Annotated in this window: 17 protein-coding genes; 12 read left to right on the forward strand and 5 right to left on the reverse strand. The window is 54.1% G+C overall.

Going from position 1 to position 19,516, the window contains the following annotated elements; translation table 11 throughout:
- The first annotated feature begins 80 nt into the window (after window positions 1-80).
- Complete coding sequence (locus EU557_RS03315) at window positions 81-986, forward strand: manganese catalase family protein (RefSeq protein ID WP_135528980.1); 906 nt, start codon at window positions 81-83, stop codon at window positions 984-986.
- Between the two features lie 117 nt (window positions 987-1,103).
- Window positions 1,104-1,853, forward strand: coding sequence for a peptidylprolyl isomerase (locus tag EU557_RS03320; protein WP_135528981.1), 750 nt, complete (start codon window positions 1,104-1,106; stop codon window positions 1,851-1,853).
- 100 nt (window positions 1,854-1,953) lie between these two features.
- Here the strand turns inward: EU557_RS03320 and EU557_RS03325 are convergent, their stop codons facing one another.
- Window positions 1,954-2,415 (reverse strand): hypothetical protein, encoded by a 462-nt coding sequence (locus EU557_RS03325; RefSeq protein ID WP_135528982.1) that lies wholly within the window; start codon window positions 2,413-2,415, stop codon window positions 1,954-1,956.
- 104 nt (window positions 2,416-2,519) lie between these two features.
- Window positions 2,520-4,631: a M13 family metallopeptidase gene (locus EU557_RS03330; RefSeq protein ID WP_135528983.1), complete on the reverse strand. Its 2,112-nt coding sequence runs from the start codon at window positions 4,629-4,631 to the stop codon at window positions 2,520-2,522.
- 263 nt (window positions 4,632-4,894) lie between these two features.
- On the opposite strand from EU557_RS03330, the gene xseA reads away from it, so the two are divergent.
- The 6 genes from xseA to EU557_RS03360 all read left to right on the forward strand — a co-directional run bounded on the left by xseA (window position 4,895) and on the right by EU557_RS03360 (window position 9,548).
- Window positions 4,895-6,379: an exodeoxyribonuclease VII large subunit gene (gene xseA / locus EU557_RS03335; protein ID WP_167855071.1), complete on the forward strand. Its 1,485-nt coding sequence runs from the start codon at window positions 4,895-4,897 to the stop codon at window positions 6,377-6,379.
- Between the two features lie 16 nt (window positions 6,380-6,395).
- A complete protein-coding gene (gene xseB, locus EU557_RS03340) occupies window positions 6,396-6,623 on the forward strand; it encodes an exodeoxyribonuclease VII small subunit (RefSeq protein ID WP_135433721.1) in 228 nt (75 codons plus the stop codon).
- Between the two features lie 212 nt (window positions 6,624-6,835).
- Window positions 6,836-7,210, forward strand: coding sequence for a hypothetical protein (locus tag EU557_RS03345; RefSeq protein WP_135528985.1), 375 nt, complete (start codon window positions 6,836-6,838; stop codon window positions 7,208-7,210).
- Window positions 7,211-7,282: 72 nt separating this feature from the next.
- On the forward strand, window positions 7,283-7,903 hold the full coding sequence (locus EU557_RS03350) for a hypothetical protein (RefSeq protein ID WP_210115972.1): 621 nt from the start codon (window positions 7,283-7,285) through the stop codon (window positions 7,901-7,903).
- 419 nt (window positions 7,904-8,322) lie between these two features.
- Window positions 8,323-9,135 carry a sensor histidine kinase gene (locus EU557_RS03355; RefSeq protein ID WP_135528987.1) on the forward strand — a complete coding sequence of 271 codons (813 nt, stop codon included), beginning with the start codon at window positions 8,323-8,325 and terminating at the stop codon, window positions 9,133-9,135.
- Window positions 9,132-9,548, forward strand: coding sequence for a response regulator (locus tag EU557_RS03360; protein ID WP_135528988.1), 417 nt, complete (start codon window positions 9,132-9,134; stop codon window positions 9,546-9,548). Before EU557_RS03355 ends, EU557_RS03360 begins: the two co-directional genes overlap by 4 nt.
- A gap of 117 nt (window positions 9,549-9,665) precedes the next feature.
- Here the strand turns inward: EU557_RS03360 and EU557_RS03365 are convergent, their stop codons facing one another.
- Window positions 9,666-10,028 (reverse strand): MGMT family protein, encoded by a 363-nt coding sequence (locus EU557_RS03365; RefSeq protein ID WP_135528989.1) that lies wholly within the window; start codon window positions 10,026-10,028, stop codon window positions 9,666-9,668.
- A gap of 175 nt (window positions 10,029-10,203) precedes the next feature.
- Here EU557_RS03365 and EU557_RS03370 point away from each other — a divergent pair, with 175 nt between their 5' ends.
- From EU557_RS03370 to EU557_RS03385, 4 genes are all read left to right on the forward strand, one after another.
- Window positions 10,204-10,698, forward strand: a complete 495-nt coding sequence (locus EU557_RS03370) for a YciE/YciF ferroxidase family protein (RefSeq protein WP_135528990.1) — start codon at window positions 10,204-10,206, stop codon at window positions 10,696-10,698.
- Window positions 10,699-10,953: 255 nt separating this feature from the next.
- Window positions 10,954-12,135 carry an efflux RND transporter periplasmic adaptor subunit gene (locus tag EU557_RS03375; protein WP_135528991.1) on the forward strand — a complete coding sequence of 394 codons (1,182 nt, stop codon included), beginning with the start codon at window positions 10,954-10,956 and terminating at the stop codon, window positions 12,133-12,135.
- 109 nt (window positions 12,136-12,244) lie between these two features.
- Window positions 12,245-15,325 (forward strand): efflux RND transporter permease subunit, encoded by a 3,081-nt coding sequence (locus tag EU557_RS03380; protein WP_135528992.1) that lies wholly within the window; start codon window positions 12,245-12,247, stop codon window positions 15,323-15,325.
- 51 nt (window positions 15,326-15,376) lie between these two features.
- On the forward strand, window positions 15,377-16,801 hold the full coding sequence (locus EU557_RS03385) for a TolC family protein (RefSeq protein WP_167855072.1): 1,425 nt from the start codon (window positions 15,377-15,379) through the stop codon (window positions 16,799-16,801).
- A 585-nt stretch (window positions 16,802-17,386) separates the two neighbouring features.
- Here EU557_RS03385 and EU557_RS03390 read toward each other — a convergent pair.
- Both EU557_RS03390 and EU557_RS03395 read right to left on the reverse strand, forming a co-directional pair.
- Window positions 17,387-18,646 (reverse strand): zinc dependent phospholipase C family protein, encoded by a 1,260-nt coding sequence (locus EU557_RS03390; RefSeq protein ID WP_135528994.1) that lies wholly within the window; start codon window positions 18,644-18,646, stop codon window positions 17,387-17,389.
- Between the two features lie 305 nt (window positions 18,647-18,951).
- Complete coding sequence (locus EU557_RS03395) at window positions 18,952-19,491, reverse strand: helix-turn-helix domain-containing protein (RefSeq protein ID WP_135528995.1); 540 nt, start codon at window positions 19,489-19,491, stop codon at window positions 18,952-18,954.
- Window positions 19,492-19,516: the final 25 nt, after the last annotated feature.

The raw sequence follows: 19,516 nt of genomic DNA on the forward strand, positions 1-19,516 counted from the left end.
CAACTTATGGGCAGACTGGGCCGTTAGAAAAGCTCCGCTGCTGGCGGAGTGTTCTTTTTTTACCCTAAACAGAAGGTGCTATGATTCTGCGTTATGACCGGCTGGCCGTGGAGCTGCCTAAACCCAAAAACCCTTCCCCCAATGATGCAGCTGCTATTCAGGAGCTATTGGGCGGTAAGTACGGGGAAATGTCGACCCTGATGAACTACACGTTTCAGTCGTTCAACTTCCGCGGTCGTAACCGCCTGCGGCCATTCTACGACCTCACGTGCAGCATCGCGGCGGAAGAATACAGCCACATTGAAGCCGTATCATACGCTATCAATCTGCTACTGACGGGCCAAACGCCCCGGGGTAAAGATCCGGTACCGGCTCCACTAGCTGGCGTTTCGGATGCTCGTAACAGCTACCATTTTCTGAGCAGCGCCCAGGCCGCATTGCCCGTCGACTCCATGGGCAACCCCTGGACGGGCCATAATGTGCATGCCAGCGGCAACCTAAAGCTCGACTTGCTGCACAACTTCTTTCTGGAATGCGGTGCCCGCGCCAACAAAATGCGCGTGTACGAAATGGTATCGGACCCCTGCGCCCGTACCATGGTAGGGTATCTGCTGGTACGCGGTGGCCTACACGTAGTAGCTTACGCCAAAGCTCTTGAGAAGCTCACGGGTGTAGAAGTAAGCAAACTGGTGCCCGTGCCTGAGCTAAGCAATGATGCATTCCCAGAAGCCAAGAAGCTGCAAGATCAGCAGAAGCTGCACCTTAAGCTTTACACCTTCAGCCCCGACGATTACAAGCAAGCAGGCATTATCTGGAATGGCACCCACCCAGAGGATGGGCAGCCACTGGAAGTAATTCAAGGTGGTTTTGAAGGCGTGCCTTACCCAGAACTGGAAGAAGAGCCCCAGCTCAACTCTCCCGGGGCCGACGACTACGACCCGCAAATGTTTGCTGATATAGCCAAGAAACTTGGTATAAAGCTCTAGGCCTCTCTGCTAAGCGCAAACGGCTATTTTTGGGTGCGGTCTTCTTCGGGAGGCCGCACCTTTTGCGTTTCTGCCCGTTTGCTACCTGGCCTAGGCCTCCCTTTCTGCCCGCTCCCTATGAAACTCCTTTCTGCCACGCTCCTGCTTAGCGCCCTGCTAGCCACTGCCTGTAACCGTGCCCAACCCGAAACGGCCAAAGATCCGGCAGCTCCGGCTCCCATACCCGGCCCCGATCTTATGACCCTGGTAGATTCGGGGGGCGTGGCGGAACGTCAGATACTGGCCTACGGGCAGGAGTACCCCGCTTCTGAGGTGATTATGCACACGCGCCTCGGCGATATGCGCATTCGGCTCTATGACGATACGCCCTTGCACAAAGCCAATTTCCTCTTGCTAAGCCGCAAAGGGGTGTTTGATGAAACGGTATTTCATCGGGTAGTGAAAGACTTCGCCATTCAGGGAGGAAACTCCAACTTCCGCACTATTCCAATGAAGGAGTACCACCTCAAGCCCGAAGTGAAGCCCGAGCACTTTCACAAGTACGGTGCCCTGGCCATGGCGCGCTACGATGGTGCTCAGAACCCCGGCAAGCTTTCCTCTAACAACGACTTCTACATTGTGCAGGGCAAAAAGATGACGGCTGCCGAGGCCAAAGCCTCTTCCCCCCGCCCCCTTTCCCCCGAGCAGGTTCGTGCCTATACTACCATTGGCGGCACACCTGGCCTAGACGGCGAATACACCGTTTTTGGGGAAGTAATTGAGGGCTTGGATGTAATTAACAAGATTGCCAACGAGCCCCTGGATCCCTACAACTGGCCGAAAAAAGACGTTCGAATTAAAATGGAGGTGATTGAGCCCAAGAAGTAGTCAGCTCATTTACAGAACCTTTCCTCATTGCAGTTGAACGCCCGGCCTCCTTGAGTAACCTCAGGAAGCCGGGCGTTTATGTTGTGCTACTGATGCTAAGTTACAACCGCCGTACGGCTATCAGGCGCGTGTGCAGCACGTCGCCGGGTTGTTCCTGCAGAAGCTCCCGGGCTTCTGCACGGGTGTAGGTCATCATGTTGCTGGCATCGTTGCTAAAGAACCCCGGCGTGCTGGTATCCGCCTGCGGGTCCTTGGCTTCCTGCTTAGCGGGATGCAAATCCACTTCATTGGGCCGAACGGCAAACACCTGATAGAAGTAGTACCGTTGCTCGGTGGTGTTTCGCGGTTGAAACTGCACCACATACACGTCGCCCACTTTAGGGTTTTGTAGCTGAGCGGAGAGTGTAGTATCTGCCGAAGCGGCGGCAGTGTTTGTGGCTGCCGGCGGGGCTTCGGGTGGGGTAGTAGCAGCCGCTTGCTCTGAGGACGGCGTTGAGTTACAACTGCTAACGAGCGTAGCACCAGCTAGCAGCACAGGTAGTAAGCGAGGTATGATTTGCATGAGGCAAGCTAATAAGGAATAATACGTAACGGGACGAGACACAAAAAAGGTGGCCTACACAGTGTAGGCCACCTTTCTAAGTACTCGTACAAGCGGGCCGGAGCCTACCACACTTTCGCGCGGTCAGCTTGGGCACGTACCATCTTGGCGTTGTCCTTGCAGCCGAACGCCTCAAAGAACTCGGGCATGTTCATGAGGGGGCCAACCGTGCGGAACTGGCCCGGAGAGTGCGGGTCGGTCATAACCTGCTGACGCAGATATTCGGGGCGGGCATTGGTGCGCCAAATCTGAGCCCAGGCCAGGAAGAAGCGTTGCTCAGGAGTATAGCCATCAAACTTAGGACGAGCACCGTTGCCGTACTGCTTCTGCAATTGCTTCTCCAGAGCCGTGTAGGCGATGTTCAGGCCACCGAGGTCGGCGAGGTTTTCGCCCATCGTCAGTTTGCCATTCACGTACACCGAGTCGAGGGGCGAGAAAGCGGAGTACTGCTTGCCCACCATATCGGCACGCTGCTCAAATTTGGCCGCATCTTCCTTGGTCCACCAATCTCGCAAGTTGCCCTGCGAGTCGTACTGTCGGCCCTGGTCATCGAAGCCGTGCGTGATTTCGTGGCCGATTACCGCACCCATACCGCCATAGTTTACCGCGTCGTCGGCCTTGGGGTCGAAGAACGGGGGCTGCATGATGCCAGCCGGGAACACGATTTCGTTCATCGGCGGGTTGTAGTAGGCATTCACTGTGGGCGGCGTCATGCCCCACTCACCGCGGTCAATGGGTTTGCCAAAGTGCTTAGAGTTATCGATGCTGGCCCACTGACGAGCGGCTAGCACGTTCTTCAGGTACGACTCACGCGAGATGTTCAGCGAAGAGTAGTCCTTCCACTTATCGGGGTAGCCGATTTTCACGGTGAAGGCATTCAGCTTCTGCAAGGCCTCCTTCTTAGTAGCCTCGCTCATCCAGTCTGACTTCTGGATGTGCTCACCCATGGCCTCCCGGATGTTAGCCACCATTTGCATGGCTTTTTGCTTGGTATCGGGCGTGAAAGCCTTATCCACGTACAGCTGGCCAAATGCCTCGCCCAGGGCGCGGTCGGTGGCGCTGTTCATACGCTTCCAGCGGGGCTGCTGCTTTTTGGCACCCGTGAGCACCTGCGCAAAGCGGAACGACTCATCACCAAATGCCTTGGGCAGGGCCGAGGTCAGCGACGAGGTCATGTGCCAGCGCAAGTAGGTTTTCAGGTCGCCGAGGGGTTCCTGCTTCAACATGGCGCTTTCTTCCTTGAAGAAGGCGGGCTGCCCCACAATGATTTCCTTAGCTGACCCAACTTGCAGCGCTTGCAGCGTGGCGGGCAGCCCCAGATTAGGGAACTGCTTGTTGGCCTCGGCCACCGTCATCTTGTTGTAGTTGGCGTAAGGGTCGCGCAGATCAACGCGGCTCTTGCTGGCTTTGGCGAGGCGCGTTTCCAGGCGCATCACGGTAGCGGCGTTCTTGGCGGCAGCAGCCTCCGAGTCGCCCAGCATTTTGAAGGTATTGGTCAGGTAGGTAATGTAGGCCGCCCGGATGCCTTTGGAGCGGGCATCGTCTTTCAGGTAGTAGTCGCGGTCGGGCAACGATAGGCCACCCTGCCCAATTTGCACGGCGTACACAGTGCTGTTTTTCTCGTCCTGGCCTACATACTCGCCGTAGAATGCGCCGGTACCCAAAAGCTGCTGACGGGCAATTTCGGCCTGCAGCCCTTTCAGGTCTTTGATGGCGGCAATGCGGTTCAGCTCAGGCTGCAGGTACTTCAGGCCCGCTTTTTCAATGGCCATGGTGTCCATAGCCGAAGCATAGTAGTCGCCTACTTTCTGCTCATTCGAGCCTTTCGCTGCGGAGGTGTTCTTGGCAGCTTCCTCCAGAATCTGCCGCATTACGGCGTTGTTCTTGTCGCTAAGCTCATTGAAAGAGCCCCAGCGTACTTCGGCAGCCGGAATAGGGTTGTTCTTAAGCCAATTGCCGCTGGCAAATTGGTAGAAATCAGAGCAAGGGTCTACTGACTTATCGACGTTAGCCACGTTCAGGCCTACGCCAGGCGTTACTGTTTCTTCAGCGGGCGCTGCAGGGGCGGTAGTAGCAGCGGTGGCTACAGGAGCAGTTGTTTTGCTCGATGCGCAGCCCGCCAGGGCCAAACCAGCGGCGGCTACGGCCGCTAGGGTCAGGCTATTACGGTTTTTCATAAGGAGACTGTGTGGGTTGGATAAGTGCAGATGTGCTGAGCAAGGTAAGCGAAAAAGCCATGTTATGCGGTGGGTGGGTTATCGCCGAAGGGGCTCTTGCGGAACGCAAGGACGGAGCTAGGCCAGGTAGCGTTGCACGGCTCAGGTACAGGTGCACATCTGGTGGTTGCGGCCTGCCCCAGCGGGAACTTCTCTGGCCTAGCGCACTATTTCCGGTACTTCCGAGTTCACAGTTCACCACTTCTCGCCGTAACTTGCAGTCTATGCCGCTGTATAACCGCCGCCCCGAGCCTGGGCTTTCCGCATCGCCCCCTGCTGCCCTGCCGTTGGCTGAGCTGCTGGCCCGCGTGCGGCAAACCCTGAGCGAGCGGTTCGCAGACTCTTACTGGGTGGTAGCTGAAATTGCTGACCTCACGGCTCCCCGTTTCGATGGGGCCCATTGCTACCTCACCCTCACCGACCAGCATACCACGGGCCGCGGGGCGCAGCTGAAAGCTCAGGCCCGCGCCACCATCTGGAGCCAGCGCTACCAGCAGCTGGCTCCCGCCTTCGAGCAACAGACTGGCCTAGCCCTGAAAGTAGGCCTCAAAGTGATGCTGCGCGTGCAGGTGAAGTTCCACGAGCAGTTCGGTCTCTCCCTTGATGTGGTGGCCATCGACCCCACTTACACCGTCGGCGACTTGGCCCGGCAGCGCCTCGAAACTCTACGCAAGCTGGAAGCAAAGGGCCTGCTGGAGCGCCAGCGCCGCCTCACGCTCCCCATTGGGGTGCAGCGCGTGGCGGTAATCTCCTCCCCCACGGCTGCCGGTTGGCAAGACTTCGTGCAGCAGCTGCGGGAGGCTCCCTATGACTTTGCCCTAACGCTCTTCCCCGCTTCTATGCAGGGCGATGAATCTCCGGCCAGTATCCGGGCCGCACTGGCTGCCATCAAAGTGCGGCGCCGCGAGTATGATGCCGTGGTTATCATCCGGGGCGGGGGTGCCAAAACGGACTTGCTGGCTTTCGACGACTATGGCCTAGCCGCCGCTGTGGGGGCTTTCCCGCTGCCCATTCTCACCGGTATCGGCCACGAGCGCGATGAAGCAGTTGTTGACCTCACGGCGCATACTTCGCTTAAAACACCTACTGCGGTTGCCGCTTTTCTCATTGAACGCCTCGCCCGTTTAGAAGCTGCTTTAGATGGTTACGGAGGCCGCATCCGAGAGCTGGCCCAGGCCCGCGTGCAAGATGCCGCCGACAGCCTGCATCGGATGTTACGCCGGGCTCATCAGAATGCCCGCCAGCAATTGCAGGAGCACCGCGAAACCCTCCATCACCGCATCAGGTTGGCGGCAGCGGCGCCCCGAGCCCAACTGCGCCAGCAGGAACAGCAACTTACCCGCCGCCGTCACCAGCTGCACCGCGCCGCCCGTACTGGCCTACGTAGCCAAGAAGGCCGCCTGCGCACGTTTGGCCGGGCACTGGCCCAACGCTTCCGGCGCTTGCATCGCCGCCGCTGTGAGCAGTTGCTGCGCCGCCGCTTCCAGTTGCAATTAGCCGCCGAGCGGCTTCTGCACCAGGCTGAGCTGCGGCTGCTGCGGCTGCTGCGGCTGCAGATTGCTGCCGCTGCCTCACCGCCGGTAGAGCAGCCCATTGAGTTAGCCGCCGTTGTTGCGGCCCCTCCCCGGCCTAAACCCGCTGGTGCCACCTCTTCACGCAAGGCCACTAACCTGCCCGCCGAAGGTCAGCTTCCCTTGTTCTTGTCTTAGCGTATTCGCTTTACTCATGCCCCAACCCATCACCTACCGCCAGGCCATCGAAGAGCTCGAAACCATCCTGCGCGCGCTCGAAACTGATTCTGTGGACGTAGACGACCTCACGGCCCGCGTCCAACGCTCGGCTGAGCTCATTCGGCTTTGCAAGCAGAAGCTTCGCTCCGCTGAGTCGGCCATTGACCAGGTATTTGAAAATCTCGATGATGAAGATGACTCTGATGAGCTAGACGAGGAATAGGCCTAGTAACAGTTCTATAGCGTTCTTAAAGCAAGAACGAAGCGAGGAAGCTGAGTTACCTGTCAAGGGTAACTTCAGCTTCCTCGTTTCGTTCCGGTTGCCCCATACTGCCACTATAGGTCACTTCTAGATATTACCTCTTGCTCTTCTACTTGTGCTTGAGAGTACCATATATTTGCCCGTTCTAATTTTCTCTACCCTACTTAGCACCTATGAAGTCACCTTCTACTGACTCATCCTCGGAACTAGATAAGGCCAGCCAATGGACGCGCAACTACCGAGCACAAAATCCTGGCGCCCCTAAAGGACACTGCATCAAAAAAGAACAACTGGAGGCTATTCTGAACCAGCCCGGCTGCGAGGGTATCAGAGCCTACTATGGCCTAGATGAGGAGGGCAACCGCAAATTAATCTTTGTGGGCATCGACGCCGACGAGCAGGATATCCTCTCGGCTACTGGCGTCACTACTGCTCTTCGAGCCGCCACAACCGATAGCTTATCATCTCAAGAAGCTCAGAGCACTGTTGTAACGGAAACGCAGCCTTGCCCTCCGTGCTGCAGCCTTGATAACCCGTTGAACAGCTAATTGCCAGCGACCAAACTAGCCCCCTGGTTCATCAATCTCTGCAATTATGGAGAGATGGTGGCTTACTGCGCCATGCTCATCCCCCTAAGCATAGCCTGGCAACGGCGTACAGGCCTGCACGGCAGCCTGTACGCCTTGGTTTTTGTTCCAGCCTGGATGTTCTTTATGTACTGGATGATGCAGCTAGGAATTTATCTATGGCACTATAATCTTGCTATTGCTCACCTCAGCACCTTCATTGAATCGCTTATTTATTTGAAGGTATTTCATGATGCCTTACCGCATCGCAGACAGCAAAAAACAATTCACATTCTGATGGCTGGCTTTATAATATTTGCTCTATTAGACTCTTTTTATCTCGAAGGATTTCAACAAATAAACTCATACACCAATCTCGCAGAAAGCATTCTAGTCACAGGGCTTATCCTTTCATACTTTGAGGAAGCAGCGTTTTCACAGAAACACTCACATTTATTACGAACACCACTTTTTGTCGCTTCAATTGGCATTTTATTATATCTAGCTGGCACAGTAACAGTATTTTTATTCACCAACCATTTTATCACTACTAATAACGAGCTCTATGCACGTTTGATTTACCTAATTAGCAGCACCTTAGTTTTTGTTCTAGCGCTACTACTCACTCGGGCTTTTTACTTAGTTCAGCCTATCACATCCAGTAAGCTGGCTTGACATGCTAATTTAGAATATTCACCCTTTACAATTACCGATAATTCATACACACGCTAACATTGAGAATATCTGAATACTTAACTTTATTATTAATCCTTATTTATATTTAATTTTTTCACAATAAAAATACAACCTAAATTGTAAATAAATATTTAATTTTTAAATTATTACACTAATAATTAATTATATCGCTCGAATAGATCCAACTACCTTTTTGTTTACTATCATAGCTGTGCTATTGTGCTATTCCTTTTGCCCGCTACGCAACGCGCTGCATTACTGCGTTAGCTCCAATCGCAGCTAGGATAGCCTCCCCTCTTGTTTCGCTGTGGTAACGGGTACTTTCAGAGCATGTAGTCGGATAAAACCTAGTATCTTGGGAAACTGAATATTGTCTTATTGGCTGCTGCTTACTACTAATGCCCGACGCGCTTATCCCGTTGGTTCTCGTTACGCCTATCCTGCTGCTGCTGGCGTTAGGCATCGTGGGCTTCGTAGTACGCTACCAACGACGCTTGCTGCAGCAACAGCAAGAATTCCAGGCCCTGCAAGATGTTGCTCAGCAACAGGCGCTTGAAGCCGCGCTGCTAGCGCAGGAAGAAGAACGCCGCCGCATTGCCGGCGACCTGCACGATGGCGTAGGTACGACCCTAGCTATTGTGAAGCTACACTTGAATATTCTTGCCCAACCTGATCTAACGCACGAGGCCTCCGCCCTGCTCGACCAAGCTATCAGTGAAGTTCGGCGCATATCACGAAACCTATTGCCGGCAGCCCTTCAGAAATTTGGGCTTTCCTTTGCCCTAGATGCGCTAGCCCGCACCATGCCCGTTGATGGCCCTACCCATGTGGTGCTCGATCAATTGGGCAATCCGCGCCGTCTCGACCCGAAGTATGAACTAATAGTGTACCGCGTGGTGCAGGAGTTGCTGGGCAACGGCCTACGTCATGCTCATGCGGCGCTCATTGAAATAAAAGTAGACTTTGGGGCCGACTATTTGTCCATTCAGTACTCCGACAACGGCATCGGTTTTGACCCCACTACTGCAGAAGCTCCCCCTACTGCTGGCATGCGTACTGGCCTAGGCCTCACTAACCTACGCAGTCGAGTTGCCGTACTACGCGGAACACTTCGCCACGAGTCGGCCGCGGGAGAGGGTAGCCGAGTTTGGATTTCCTTGCCCATCCCCTATCTTACTACAAGTCAGCCCCCTACCCTCACCTTTGCATGACCACACCTCCGATTCGTCTGGCCGTAGTAGACGACCATATTCTGTTTCGCAAAGGCTTAAGCGCCCTAATTAGCGGCTTCCCTAACATGGTTGTGGCCTTCGAGGCCGGCGATGGTCAGGAAGCCCTTGAGCGCTTGGATCAGGGCATCGTGCCCGATGTGGTACTCATGGATTTGCAGATGCCCGTGCTCGATGGCCTACAAACCGTACGCCTGCTGCGCGTGCAATACCCGCAGGTACGTACCATCATCATTTCGATGCACGATGAGCCCGAGCTTATTGACAGCCTCCGGGCCGAAGGAGCCCACGGCTACCTGCTCAAAAATGCCAGCCCAGAGGAAGTACACCGTAGTATTCTCAGCGTGCTAGGCCAAGACACGCCCGCTAGCCGCATCATCTCTGCCCGGCTCTAGGCCACTATCCTCAACGCAAACATCCGTTTCGCAACCAGCTTAGGCAGCTTCCATTCAGGATACGCCTACTGCTCGTCGCGAAACGGATGTTTGCTTTACCGCATCTGGGTAATTGCCTCACTCCAGCTCCACGGAAGGGTCCCAGAAAAGCTGTTTGAATTCTACTACTTGGTCATCTTCTACCCGCACGCCCTCTGCTTCTAGGGCTTCCTGCATAGCAGTAGGGGTAGCAAAATGATGGCGCCCCGTTAGTAACCCATTGCGGTTAACAACACGCTGAGCCGGCACTTTTTCTAGGCCTAGTGCTGGAGCTGCCGCAATCAGAGCGTACCCTACCATGCGGGCCCCGTGCCGAGCTCCCAGGTAATGCGCAATGGCGCCATAGGTACTTACCCGGCCAGGCGGAATTAGGCGTACTACCTCGTGCACATCCTCGAAAAAATTACGGCCAGCAGGAGCAGGATCAGCAGAAGATTTCATGGCGGAAAGATACGGGTAAACACTTGCCTAGGATATACTTGAAAACAAGCTCAACAGTATCAAAAAGCCCGATTTTTATATCAACCCCTTCCTAAAACTGGACGTAAGAACCAGGGCTTAGCGCTAGCAGCTGAGCCCTGCTTTTTGTCCTTCTCCACCTTTCACCTACCTAGCTATGTTTGACAAATTGGAAACCTTAGAAGACCTGTTCCAACACGAACTGAAAGATCTATACAGCGCCGAAAACCAACTGGTAAAAGCGCTTCCTCAAATGGCTGCCGCCGCCAAAGACGGACGTCTGCGCGCAGGTATTGAACGTCACCTGAAAGAAACGCAACAGCAAGTAGAACGCCTAGAGCGCATCGGCAAGTCGATGGACATTGATCTGGATGGCGAAACCTGCAAGGCCATGGAAGGCTTGATCAAAGAAGGCCAGAAAACGCTATCCGAAAATGCTACGGATGAGGTGATGGATGCGGCTATCATTGCTGCTTCGCAACGCATTGAGCACTATGAGATTTCGGGCTACGGCACGGCTGCACATTACGCCGAGCGCCTTGGCTACGATGAAGCTGCTCAACTCTTGCGCCAGACCCTAGACGAAGAACAGCTGACCGATACCAAGCTGAATGATCTGGCCAAGTCCTATATCAACCAGAAAGCTATGTAAGAGGCCTAGGGGCAGGCGACTGTACTTGCAAATAATTTTGGCAGATACCTCGTTTGCCCATTCGCCCTTGCGGGTGCTCTGAATAGCACTTTGTTTCTAAAAAGCCTGCAACCCGCAGGCTTTTTTTGTGTCTTATCCCCGTTGCTCCTCTACCCTTTCGGATAAAAGCAAACCCAAATCCGGCGGTTAGCGTTGTCAACTTTTGCTGCCCAAGTGTGGGCTGTTTTATCAAGTTGGGCCCCACCCCCTAGTTTCATGCAAACCCAAGAACGCGAACAACAAGTAGTTGCTACTGAAACCCCTACCTCGAACTCTGGTGGCGGCGGCCGGCGCATACTTTGGCTGGTCATCACGTTGGCAGTATTGGCAGCTCTGGTCTTCGTCAAGATGAAGTATTTTCCTTCTCAAAGCGGAGAAAAAGGCGGGGGTGGTAAGGGCGCAGCAGGCGGAGGCAAAGGCGGCCCAGGCGGCGGCGGAGCTCCGGGTGGTAAAGGGGGCGGCCAAAAGCTGCCAGTGCAGGTATACGTGGTACAGGCCACTAACCTAGCCGACGAGGTAGCTGCCACCGGCTCTATTCTGGCCGAGGAATCCGTAGTTATTAAAAGCGAAATATCGGGCAAGATTACGCACCTCAATATCAAAGAAGGGCAGCCCGTACGCAAAGGCCAGTTGCTGCTCAGCATCAACGCCGATGAAATTCAGTCGAACCTGCGCAAGCAGGAATACAACATTAAGCTGTACCGCGACCAGGAGCGCCGCCAGCGCACCCTGCTAGATAAGGAATATATCAGTGCCCAGGAGTATGAGCAGGCTAACAATCAACTGCTCACGGCCCAGGCCGATTTGCAGACCTTGCGCGCATCCTTGGCCAAGGCCTATGTGCGGGCTCCTTTTGATGGCGTGCTAGGCCTGACCACTGCCACGGTGGGCACTTATGTTAGCCCTGGCGCTGAAATCACCACTTTATCGAAGGTGAAGCCGGTGAAAATCAACTTCACGGTGCCTAGTCGCTTTGCCAATCTGGTAAAGACCAATGACCAGATTACAATTACGGATGAGGCTTCCAACAAGAAGTTTCAGGCCAAGGTATATGCCCTTGACCCGCAGATTGACCCTGTAAGCCGCACCCAAACCGTGCGCGCCCGCTACGCCAACACAAACAACGAGCTACGGCCTGGTGCCTTTGTGAAGGTAAATCTGCAACTGGGTGAATCGACGCAGGCGCTACAGGTACCCACTGAATCGGTGGTGCCGGAGGCAGCAGGATACAGCGTATACACCGTGGAAAAAGGCAAGATGGTGCCGAAGAAAGTAAAGATTGGGGTCCGGTCTGCCAAGCTTATTCAGATAACCGATGGCCTAGCCGTGGGTGACACAGTAATTCGTACCGGCATCCTGCAGGTTAAACCCGGCGACGCGGTAAGAGTCACTAAGTAAACCAGTAGTATGATGGCTGGTAACGTACGGCGCGGTGTCTCGCAGTAGCCGTTCCTCCCCGTGCTAGCCATCCCGTTTTTTAGCGCGAGACACTCTGTGTATTTGACGTATGAGCTTATCCTCCACCAGTATAAACCGGCCAGTGCTCGCCATTGTGATGAGCTTGGTCATCGTGATTTTTGGGGTGATTGGGTTTCGCTACCTGAGCATCCGGGAATACCCGAGCGTTGACCCTCCTATAATTACAGTATCGGCCAGCTACACCGGCGCCTCCGCCGATGTAATGCAGGGCCAGGTAACCGAGCCACTGGAAGAAGCCCTCAACGGTATCCAGGGCATTAAAAACCTAACCTCCAACAGCCGCGACGGCCGCACGCAGATTACGGTTGAGTTTGACCTCGATGCTGACCTGGAAACGGCGGCCAATGACGTTCGTGATAAGGTATCGGGGGCTCAGGGGCGGTTGCCCCGCGATATTGACCCGCCGGTAGTGAGCAAGGCTAACGCCGACTCTCAGCCGATTGTGATGACTTACCTCAGCAGCGACCGGCGCAACCTGCTGGAGCTGACCGACTATGCCAACAACACCCTGAAAGAGCGCCTGCAAACTATTCCGGGCGTATCTGAGATACGAGTGTATGGCGAGCGGAAATACTCTATGCGCCTCTGGCTGGACCCCGTGAAGCTATCTGCCCTCGGCGTATCGCCGGTGGATGTGCAGGCTGCTCTGACCCGAGAAAATGTGGAGTTGCCCAGCGGCGCCGTGCAAGGTGAGGCCACCCAGCTTACCCTCCGGACTATGGGACGGCTGACCACTATCGAAGACTTCAACAACCTGATTATCCGTCAGGATGAGTCGTCTTTGGTTCGTTTATCTGATATCGGCTATGCAGAGCTCTACCCTGAAAATGACCAAACCATTTTTAAGGTAAACGGGGTACCCATGGTAGGCCTAGCAGTAATTCCGCAGCCGGGTTCCAACCAGATAGATATTGCCGACGAGTTCAATAAGCGTATTGACCTTTATGGTAAAGACCTCCCGAAAGACTTAGTGCTGAAGCCTGGCTTCGATAACTCAGTCTTCATTCGCAAATCCATCAATGAGGTAGAGCATACCATCATTGAGGCATTCGTGCTGGTAGTTATCATCATCTTCCTCTTCCTGCGCGACTGGCGTTCTACCATCATCCCGGTAGTAGCCATTCCGGTTTCGCTGGTGGGTATCTTCTTCGTGATGTACTTGATGAACTTCTCCATCAACGTGCTCACCCTGCTGGCCATCGTACTGGCTATTGGCCTAGTTGTGGACGACGCCATTGTGGTGCTGGAGAACATCTACTCCCGTATTGAGGAAGGCGAAGACCCCAAAACAGCGGCTATCAAGGGCTCCGAAGAGATTCTGATGGCCGTAATCAGTACGACTATCGTATTGGCGGCCGTATTCTTGCCCGTCGTGTTCCTGACGGGTATAACCGGTCGTCTGTTCCGGGAATTTGGCATTGTGGTAGCTGGCTCGGTGTTGATTTCGGCCTTCGTATCGCTGACCCTGACGCCCATGATGTGTAGCCTGCTGCTCAAGCGGGAGGAAAAGCACAACTGGTTTTACCGCAAAACGGAGCCTTTCTTCGAGAAGATGATTGGGTCTTACCGCGAGAGCCTAGAAACCTTCCTGCGGAATCGCTGGCTAGCGTGGCTGGTGGTGGCTGGCACCGGAGTGGGTATTTGGTTCTTTATGAAAACCATACCCTCGGAGCTGGCCCCAGTGGAGGACCGCAGCCGCGTAAACATTAACGCTACGGGTCCCGAAGGAGCTTCCTTTGAATTTATGGATGCCTACATGGCCCAGCTCACCAAGTTGGCAATGGACTCTACGGGCCAGCAGAATCTCAGTAGCGTGTTTGCCGTTACGTCGCCTGGGTTTGGTGGTGGCTCTAACTCTGGTACGGCCCGCGTACTGCTGCTGGATGCAGACAAGCGCCCCTTGCAGCAGCAGCAGATATCTGACAAACTCAGCGCAGGAGTGAAGCGCCTAACTGCGGCCCGTACTTCGGTATCACAAGACCAGAGTATTGGTAGCGGCGGAGGTGGCCTACCGGTACAGTTCGTTATCCAGACCCAGGACTTTGATAAGTTGCGCACTGCGGTACCTAAATTCCTGGACGCCGCCCGTCAAGACCCCACGTTCCAGTTCGTGGACGTGAACCTGAAGTTCAACAAACCCGAACTGCGCGTAAATATTGATCGGGAAAAGGCGCAAAGCCTGGGCGTTTCAGTGCAGAGCATCAGCCAAACCCTGCAATCGGGCCTTAGCGGGCAGCGCTATGGCTACTTCATCCGCGAAGGCAAGCAGTACCAGATTATAGGCCAGGTGGCGCGTGAAGACCGTAGCCAGCCGCTGGATGTTCGCTTGCTATCGGTGAAGAATGCTAATGGAGAGCTTATTCAACTCGACAACGTGATTCGGCTGGAGGAAAGCAGCACACCACCCCAGCTCTACCGCTTCAACCGCTATAACTCCGCCACCTTCTCGGCTTCTTTAGCACCCGGTCGGACGCTCGGCGACGGCATTGCGGCCATGCAGGCCATTGCCGACAAAAACCTCGATGAAACTTTCTCGACGGAGCTAGCTGGTGCTTCCCGCGACTTCCAGGAGAGCTCCTCGTCGCTGGTATTTGCCTTTGGGCTGGCCCTGGTGTTGATTTACCTAGTACTGGCGGCGCAGTTCGAGAGCTTCCGCGACCCGGTTATCATCATGGTGACGGTGCCGCTGGCCCTATCGGGGGCGCTGTTAAGCTTGTGGTACTTCAACCAGACGCTCAACCTGTTCTCTCAAATTGGCATTATCATGCTCGTAGGCCTGGTAACCAAGAACGGTATCCTGATTGTGGAGTTTGCCAACCAGCAAGTGGAGCATGGCAAAGACTACATGACTGGCCTGATAGAAGGAGCCACTGCTCGCTTCCGCCCAATTCTGATGACCTCATTGTGCGCCATTTTGGGTATTCTGCCAATTGCTATTGCATCTGGTGCGGGCGCCCTTAGCCGGCGGGCCATGGGTATTGGCGTGGTAGGTGGCTTGTTCTTCGCAACTGCCTTAACCTTGTATGTGGTACCGGTTATGTATTCGTATTTCGCCACTGCGAAGAAGCACAAACAACCGGTTGCTGAAGAAAAAGCCGTAGCGGCTTAATTAGAAGTACCTGCTTTCATGCCGCTTCCTTATTTGCCGTTGAATCCCTCCATGCATCGTTCTTTCCTGATTGCTGTTTGCCTTGCTGCTGCGCCCCTCCCCCTGCTGGCGCAGCAGCCGGTACTCCCTTCCCGACAGCCGGCCACTCAGCCCCAGAGTAAGCCTCAAACTGAAAAGCCAGAAACCGTTGCTCCCGCCCCTTTCCTAACGCTGGCGGATGCTATCCGGATGGGCATAGAAAACAACTATAACATCCGGCTGTCGCGGCAGGATGAGCGAATTGCTGCGAACAATGTAACGCGCGGAAACGCGGGTCAATTGCCAACGGTTAACGGCAACCTCACTCGCACATTCAACCGCAACAACGTACGACAGGAGTCATCCAGTCGCCCTGAGCCTAGTATCGCCAATGGGGCAAAGTCTAACCTGCTCAATGCAAACGTTGCCGCCACCTGGACGATTTTTGATGGTTTGGGGATGTTCATTGCGTATGATCGGCTAAAGGCTTTAGAGCAGAGCCAACGGGAGATTACGCGGGCAACCGTAGAAGAAACCGTGGCTAGCATTACCGACGCCTATTTTGTAGTAGTGCGGGAGTCAGGCAAAATCAATTCTATTGAAGAAGCTCTCAAAATTGGGCAGGCGCGTATTGATCTTACGCAGGCCCGGGTAGATGTAGGAGTAAGTGCGAAAGTGGAAGTACTCACGGCGCGGGTAGATTACAACGCCGACCGCTCAGCCCTAATTCAGCAGCAGGAAGCCCTTCGAACTGCCAAAATCAATCTGAATAATTTATTGGGGCGTAGCCCTGGCCTAGATTTTCAGCCTCAGGACTCAATAGTTGTGGCGCAGGATCTGAACCGGGAGGCCGTTCTGCAGGCAGTACGGCAGAACAACCCACGGTTGCAGCAGGCACGCACCAACATTGATGTGGCTACCTATGACCGGCGCTTAGTACGTGCTTCTCGGTTCCCACAGGTTGGGCTTACATCCGGCTACGGGTTAAACCGTAATATCAACGGAGCAGCCTTCTTCGGCTCCCAGCTCGTCACGAACACAAGCCGCAACTATGGCTTAAACTATGGGTTGGTAGCCTCAGTGCCGATTTTTGACGGCTTTAACCGCACCCGCCTTGAGCAAAACGCCCGCATTGCGGAGGAACAGAGCCGTTTGGCACTCGACCAAACCCAGCTCCAGCTAGATGCTGAAGCGGAACAGGCCTACGCTCAGTACCAAAATCGGCTACAGCTTCTTGAGCTGGAAGAAACTAACATTTTGCTGGCCCGCGAGAACGTTGCCATTGCGCTAGAACGGTACCGGCTAGGCCTCCTCACTCCTATCGCACTGCGCGAAGCCCAACGCACTCAGCTTGATGCTGAAGTACGCTTGTTAGATATTCGTTACCAAGCCAAGCAGGCAGAGATTGTGCTCCGACGGCTAAGCAGTGGCCTTGTACAGCAAAGCGCCTCGCAATAACCGATAAGCACTGATAGCCCACAACGGGTTGCTTACCTCCCACGACAAAGGGGCCGCAGTGGCGGCCCCTTTGTCGTTTTATATTGTACAGGCCCCTCTGCAGAGGGCTATAGCCAAATATTAAGAAGCACCTATTCATTCGCTTAGGAAAAAGCACCATTTGGCGGGTAGCTACTTTGGCCCACCGAAAATTGCAGCACGACAGGTGGCCTAGGAGGTAGGTTTGGGAACCTTTTACGTCAGAGCTGATCCGGAATGGCTTGATGGAAAAGAAGTATTACTCTCTCCCTTCTCTTAGACCTATTGTCATGTTTGCTTCTTTCTGCCGCCTTTTCCTGGTTCTCTCTCTCATAGCTGGTACTCTTCTCGCTAGTGCACCTCAAGCCTCCGCTTCTGTTCTCCCCTTCTGGAAGCACGGCCGCTTATTGCCTAGTGTACGGGCCAAAATCAAAGGTCAGAACCGTATCCACCGCCCCGTATACCGGACTTACAAAGCCTATAAAGCTTACTAAAGCGCTACCCAAATCATAACAACAGTAAGGGGCGGCTTTCTCTAGTAGTAGAGAAAGCCGCCCCTTACTGTTGTTATTTAAGCTGCAGGCTTTTCAATTGCCCTAGCGCTTGCAGGGTCTCTGCGCGGGTCTTGGCCTTTTTCTCGTCTTCGTCTACCGGAGTTTTAGGACTTGGCCCGAAGAACGTAACGATGTTTTGCTTTAGCGGCGGGGTCATTCCCTCAAACTTATTTTCTGCCAGTTTGCGTACTAACTCGCCGTAGGCCTCATCTGTCAGCTTGTACTCTCCTACCTGCGTAGGTTTGCCGGTATCAAAATCAGTGTTAGGCAATACCTGGGTAGAAGCAGTAAGTGTATCCTTGGGTTCCAGCTCTACGCGGCGACAATATTCCGTACTTACATCTCGGAAGCTGGCGAGAAAGAGTTCCTGCGCTTCAGGGGTAGGCAGTTTGAAGGCAAAAGGCCGCAGAGGGCCAATTTTTGGCAACACCCGCACGAAATAAGACAAGACCCGTGCCCCCGTACCGGGCACTTGATAATCGGTACCATACTGCTTGCGGTACTGATGCTCGCTTTGCTTGTATACGTACTCACGACGCCGAGCCCGCGGGCTTAACCGACGAATTTCTTTTTTCTGCGACTGCCAAGCGGCTCGGCTAGCAATTGGGATGAGGGAACGTACCGCAAACCGGAAAGAGCCAATAGCCAGGTCTACGTTAAATATCACCTTGCCCAGCTCTAGGCCATACGTCTTTTTAAAGGCCCGCTCCAGCACCTGCTTGCTCACCTGAAAGCCAATTGCCCGCTGATAATCAGCAGAGCGGTAGCGCCCACTAGCTAGCTGCACTACGTCGAATGCAAACTCCAGCTGGGTGTGCTGAATAGGAGCCTCTTCGTAGGTGATATTGTTCCCAAACTTCTGTTGCAGATCGGGGTACACTGAGGGCATGGCTTTATTTGTGCCCTCGGGGTGGCCTACAATGTCGGCCGTGTAATGCGATAGTGCTCCTAACGCAAAAGCATACTCATTGCGGTTGTGCGCTTCATCCAACAGGTTCCGGACAAAGTCACCGCTCCGGACGTAGTGCGTAAGATTGGTAAACAGCTCCGATCCGAACGGGTAAAACCCCATATCTTGAATAATCGAGCCCCCATAAGCGTAGCTTTTGGCTTCCACTAGCTGTTCTTCCGTTGCACCAGGATACCGCTTTTCCAGAAAAGGCTTTAAGCAGCGGTTCCAGGTAGAGTCGATGTTGGCCTGGTGAGAGAGAACAGAATAACCTGACGAGGAAAAAGGCAGCACCAACAGGAGCAGCAGGAACAGGCGATGCATGAGGCGGGGAAATTGAGAGTCAGTTCACGGCAAACGGGAGAAGCCGCATCCGCGTTGTCCAGCTTAAGAATGGCTTCGTTTTCTTGAGGCGTCGTTTCAACTAAAAGTGGCCTAGCCACCAAATTACCAATCAATTCACCTGCGCTCTAGCCATAAAGCAAGGCATAAAAAAAGCCTGACTTCTGTAAAGAAATCAGGCTTTTTGCAGAGGAGGAGGGATTCGATACCCCTGCCCTATCTTATTGTTTCTTAGCAGCTTACCAGTTGCTGTAGAGCGTGTATATCCGGGTGTGTACCAGAAACGTCTACAAGGCCATAGGTAAGGGGGTAACCAGGCCGTCGGCATATGGAACGAGTTGACGCACCACACACGTATCGGCTGCTTCCTGGCTACCCGTTGGAAAAGACCCCGACTTTTCCATCAGTTGCTGGACGAAGCGCATTTGCTGGCCCATCTGCTTGATCTGCTCTAAGGCCTGTTGCAATTGTTCTTTCACGGAACTGAGCTGCTCTTTTAGCGATTCGTTCTCTCGCTTCCAGTAAGCAACTTCATCGTTCGTCGTCTCCGCCACCACGGCCAGCGAAGTAGCCTGTATAGTATTAGGCTTTGGGTCCGCTGGTTTAGTGTTGCGGACTACAGCCATACTCCCCTCCAGTTTTGTAGCAGGGACACCGAGCGCCTTTGCCAGCTTCTGTACGGTGCCAGCCCGCGGCTTTTCTACTTCATCATTTTCGAGAAGAGAAATACGAGGCCGATTGAGTCCAGCCGCATCAGCCAGCTCTTCTTGAGTCCAGCCGCGCTCTCCTCTGAGCGTGGCCAAACGTTGACCGAAAGATTGATCCATAGTATGCAGGGTTTAAGTTTTGCTT

This window comes from Hymenobacter wooponensis (genome assembly GCF_004745865.1).
In the GTDB taxonomy this organism is placed as follows: Bacteria; Bacteroidota; Bacteroidia; order Cytophagales; family Hymenobacteraceae; genus Hymenobacter; species Hymenobacter wooponensis.

Bases quoted from the DNA above. Each gene is read 5' to 3' on its own strand.
- EU557_RS03315 (WP_135528980.1), top strand. From the start codon at position 81: ATGATTCTGCGTTATGACCGGCTGGCCGTGGAGCTGCCTAAACCCAAA.
- EU557_RS03320 (WP_135528981.1), top strand. From the start codon at position 1,104: ATGAAACTCCTTTCTGCCACGCTCCTGCTTAGCGCCCTGCTAGCCACT.
- EU557_RS03325 (WP_135528982.1), bottom strand. From the start codon at position 2,415: ATGCAAATCATACCTCGCTTACTACCTGTGCTGCTAGCTGGTGCTACG.
- EU557_RS03330 (WP_135528983.1), bottom strand. From the start codon at position 4,631: ATGAAAAACCGTAATAGCCTGACCCTAGCGGCCGTAGCCGCCGCTGGT.
- xseA (WP_167855071.1), top strand. From the start codon at position 4,895: ATGCCGCTGTATAACCGCCGCCCCGAGCCTGGGCTTTCCGCATCGCCC.
- xseB (WP_135433721.1), top strand. From the start codon at position 6,396: ATGCCCCAACCCATCACCTACCGCCAGGCCATCGAAGAGCTCGAAACC.
- EU557_RS03345 (WP_135528985.1), top strand. From the start codon at position 6,836: ATGAAGTCACCTTCTACTGACTCATCCTCGGAACTAGATAAGGCCAGC.
- EU557_RS03350 (WP_210115972.1), top strand. From the start codon at position 7,283: ATGCTCATCCCCCTAAGCATAGCCTGGCAACGGCGTACAGGCCTGCAC.
- EU557_RS03355 (WP_135528987.1), top strand. From the start codon at position 8,323: ATGCCCGACGCGCTTATCCCGTTGGTTCTCGTTACGCCTATCCTGCTG.
- EU557_RS03360 (WP_135528988.1), top strand. From the start codon at position 9,132: ATGACCACACCTCCGATTCGTCTGGCCGTAGTAGACGACCATATTCTG.
- EU557_RS03365 (WP_135528989.1), bottom strand. From the start codon at position 10,028: ATGAAATCTTCTGCTGATCCTGCTCCTGCTGGCCGTAATTTTTTCGAG.
- EU557_RS03370 (WP_135528990.1), top strand. From the start codon at position 10,204: ATGTTTGACAAATTGGAAACCTTAGAAGACCTGTTCCAACACGAACTG.
- EU557_RS03375 (WP_135528991.1), top strand. From the start codon at position 10,954: ATGCAAACCCAAGAACGCGAACAACAAGTAGTTGCTACTGAAACCCCT.
- EU557_RS03380 (WP_135528992.1), top strand. From the start codon at position 12,245: ATGAGCTTATCCTCCACCAGTATAAACCGGCCAGTGCTCGCCATTGTG.
- EU557_RS03385 (WP_167855072.1), top strand. From the start codon at position 15,377: ATGCATCGTTCTTTCCTGATTGCTGTTTGCCTTGCTGCTGCGCCCCTC.
- EU557_RS03390 (WP_135528994.1), bottom strand. From the start codon at position 18,646: ATGCATCGCCTGTTCCTGCTGCTCCTGTTGGTGCTGCCTTTTTCCTCG.
- EU557_RS03395 (WP_135528995.1), bottom strand. From the start codon at position 19,491: ATGGATCAATCTTTCGGTCAACGTTTGGCCACGCTCAGAGGAGAGCGC.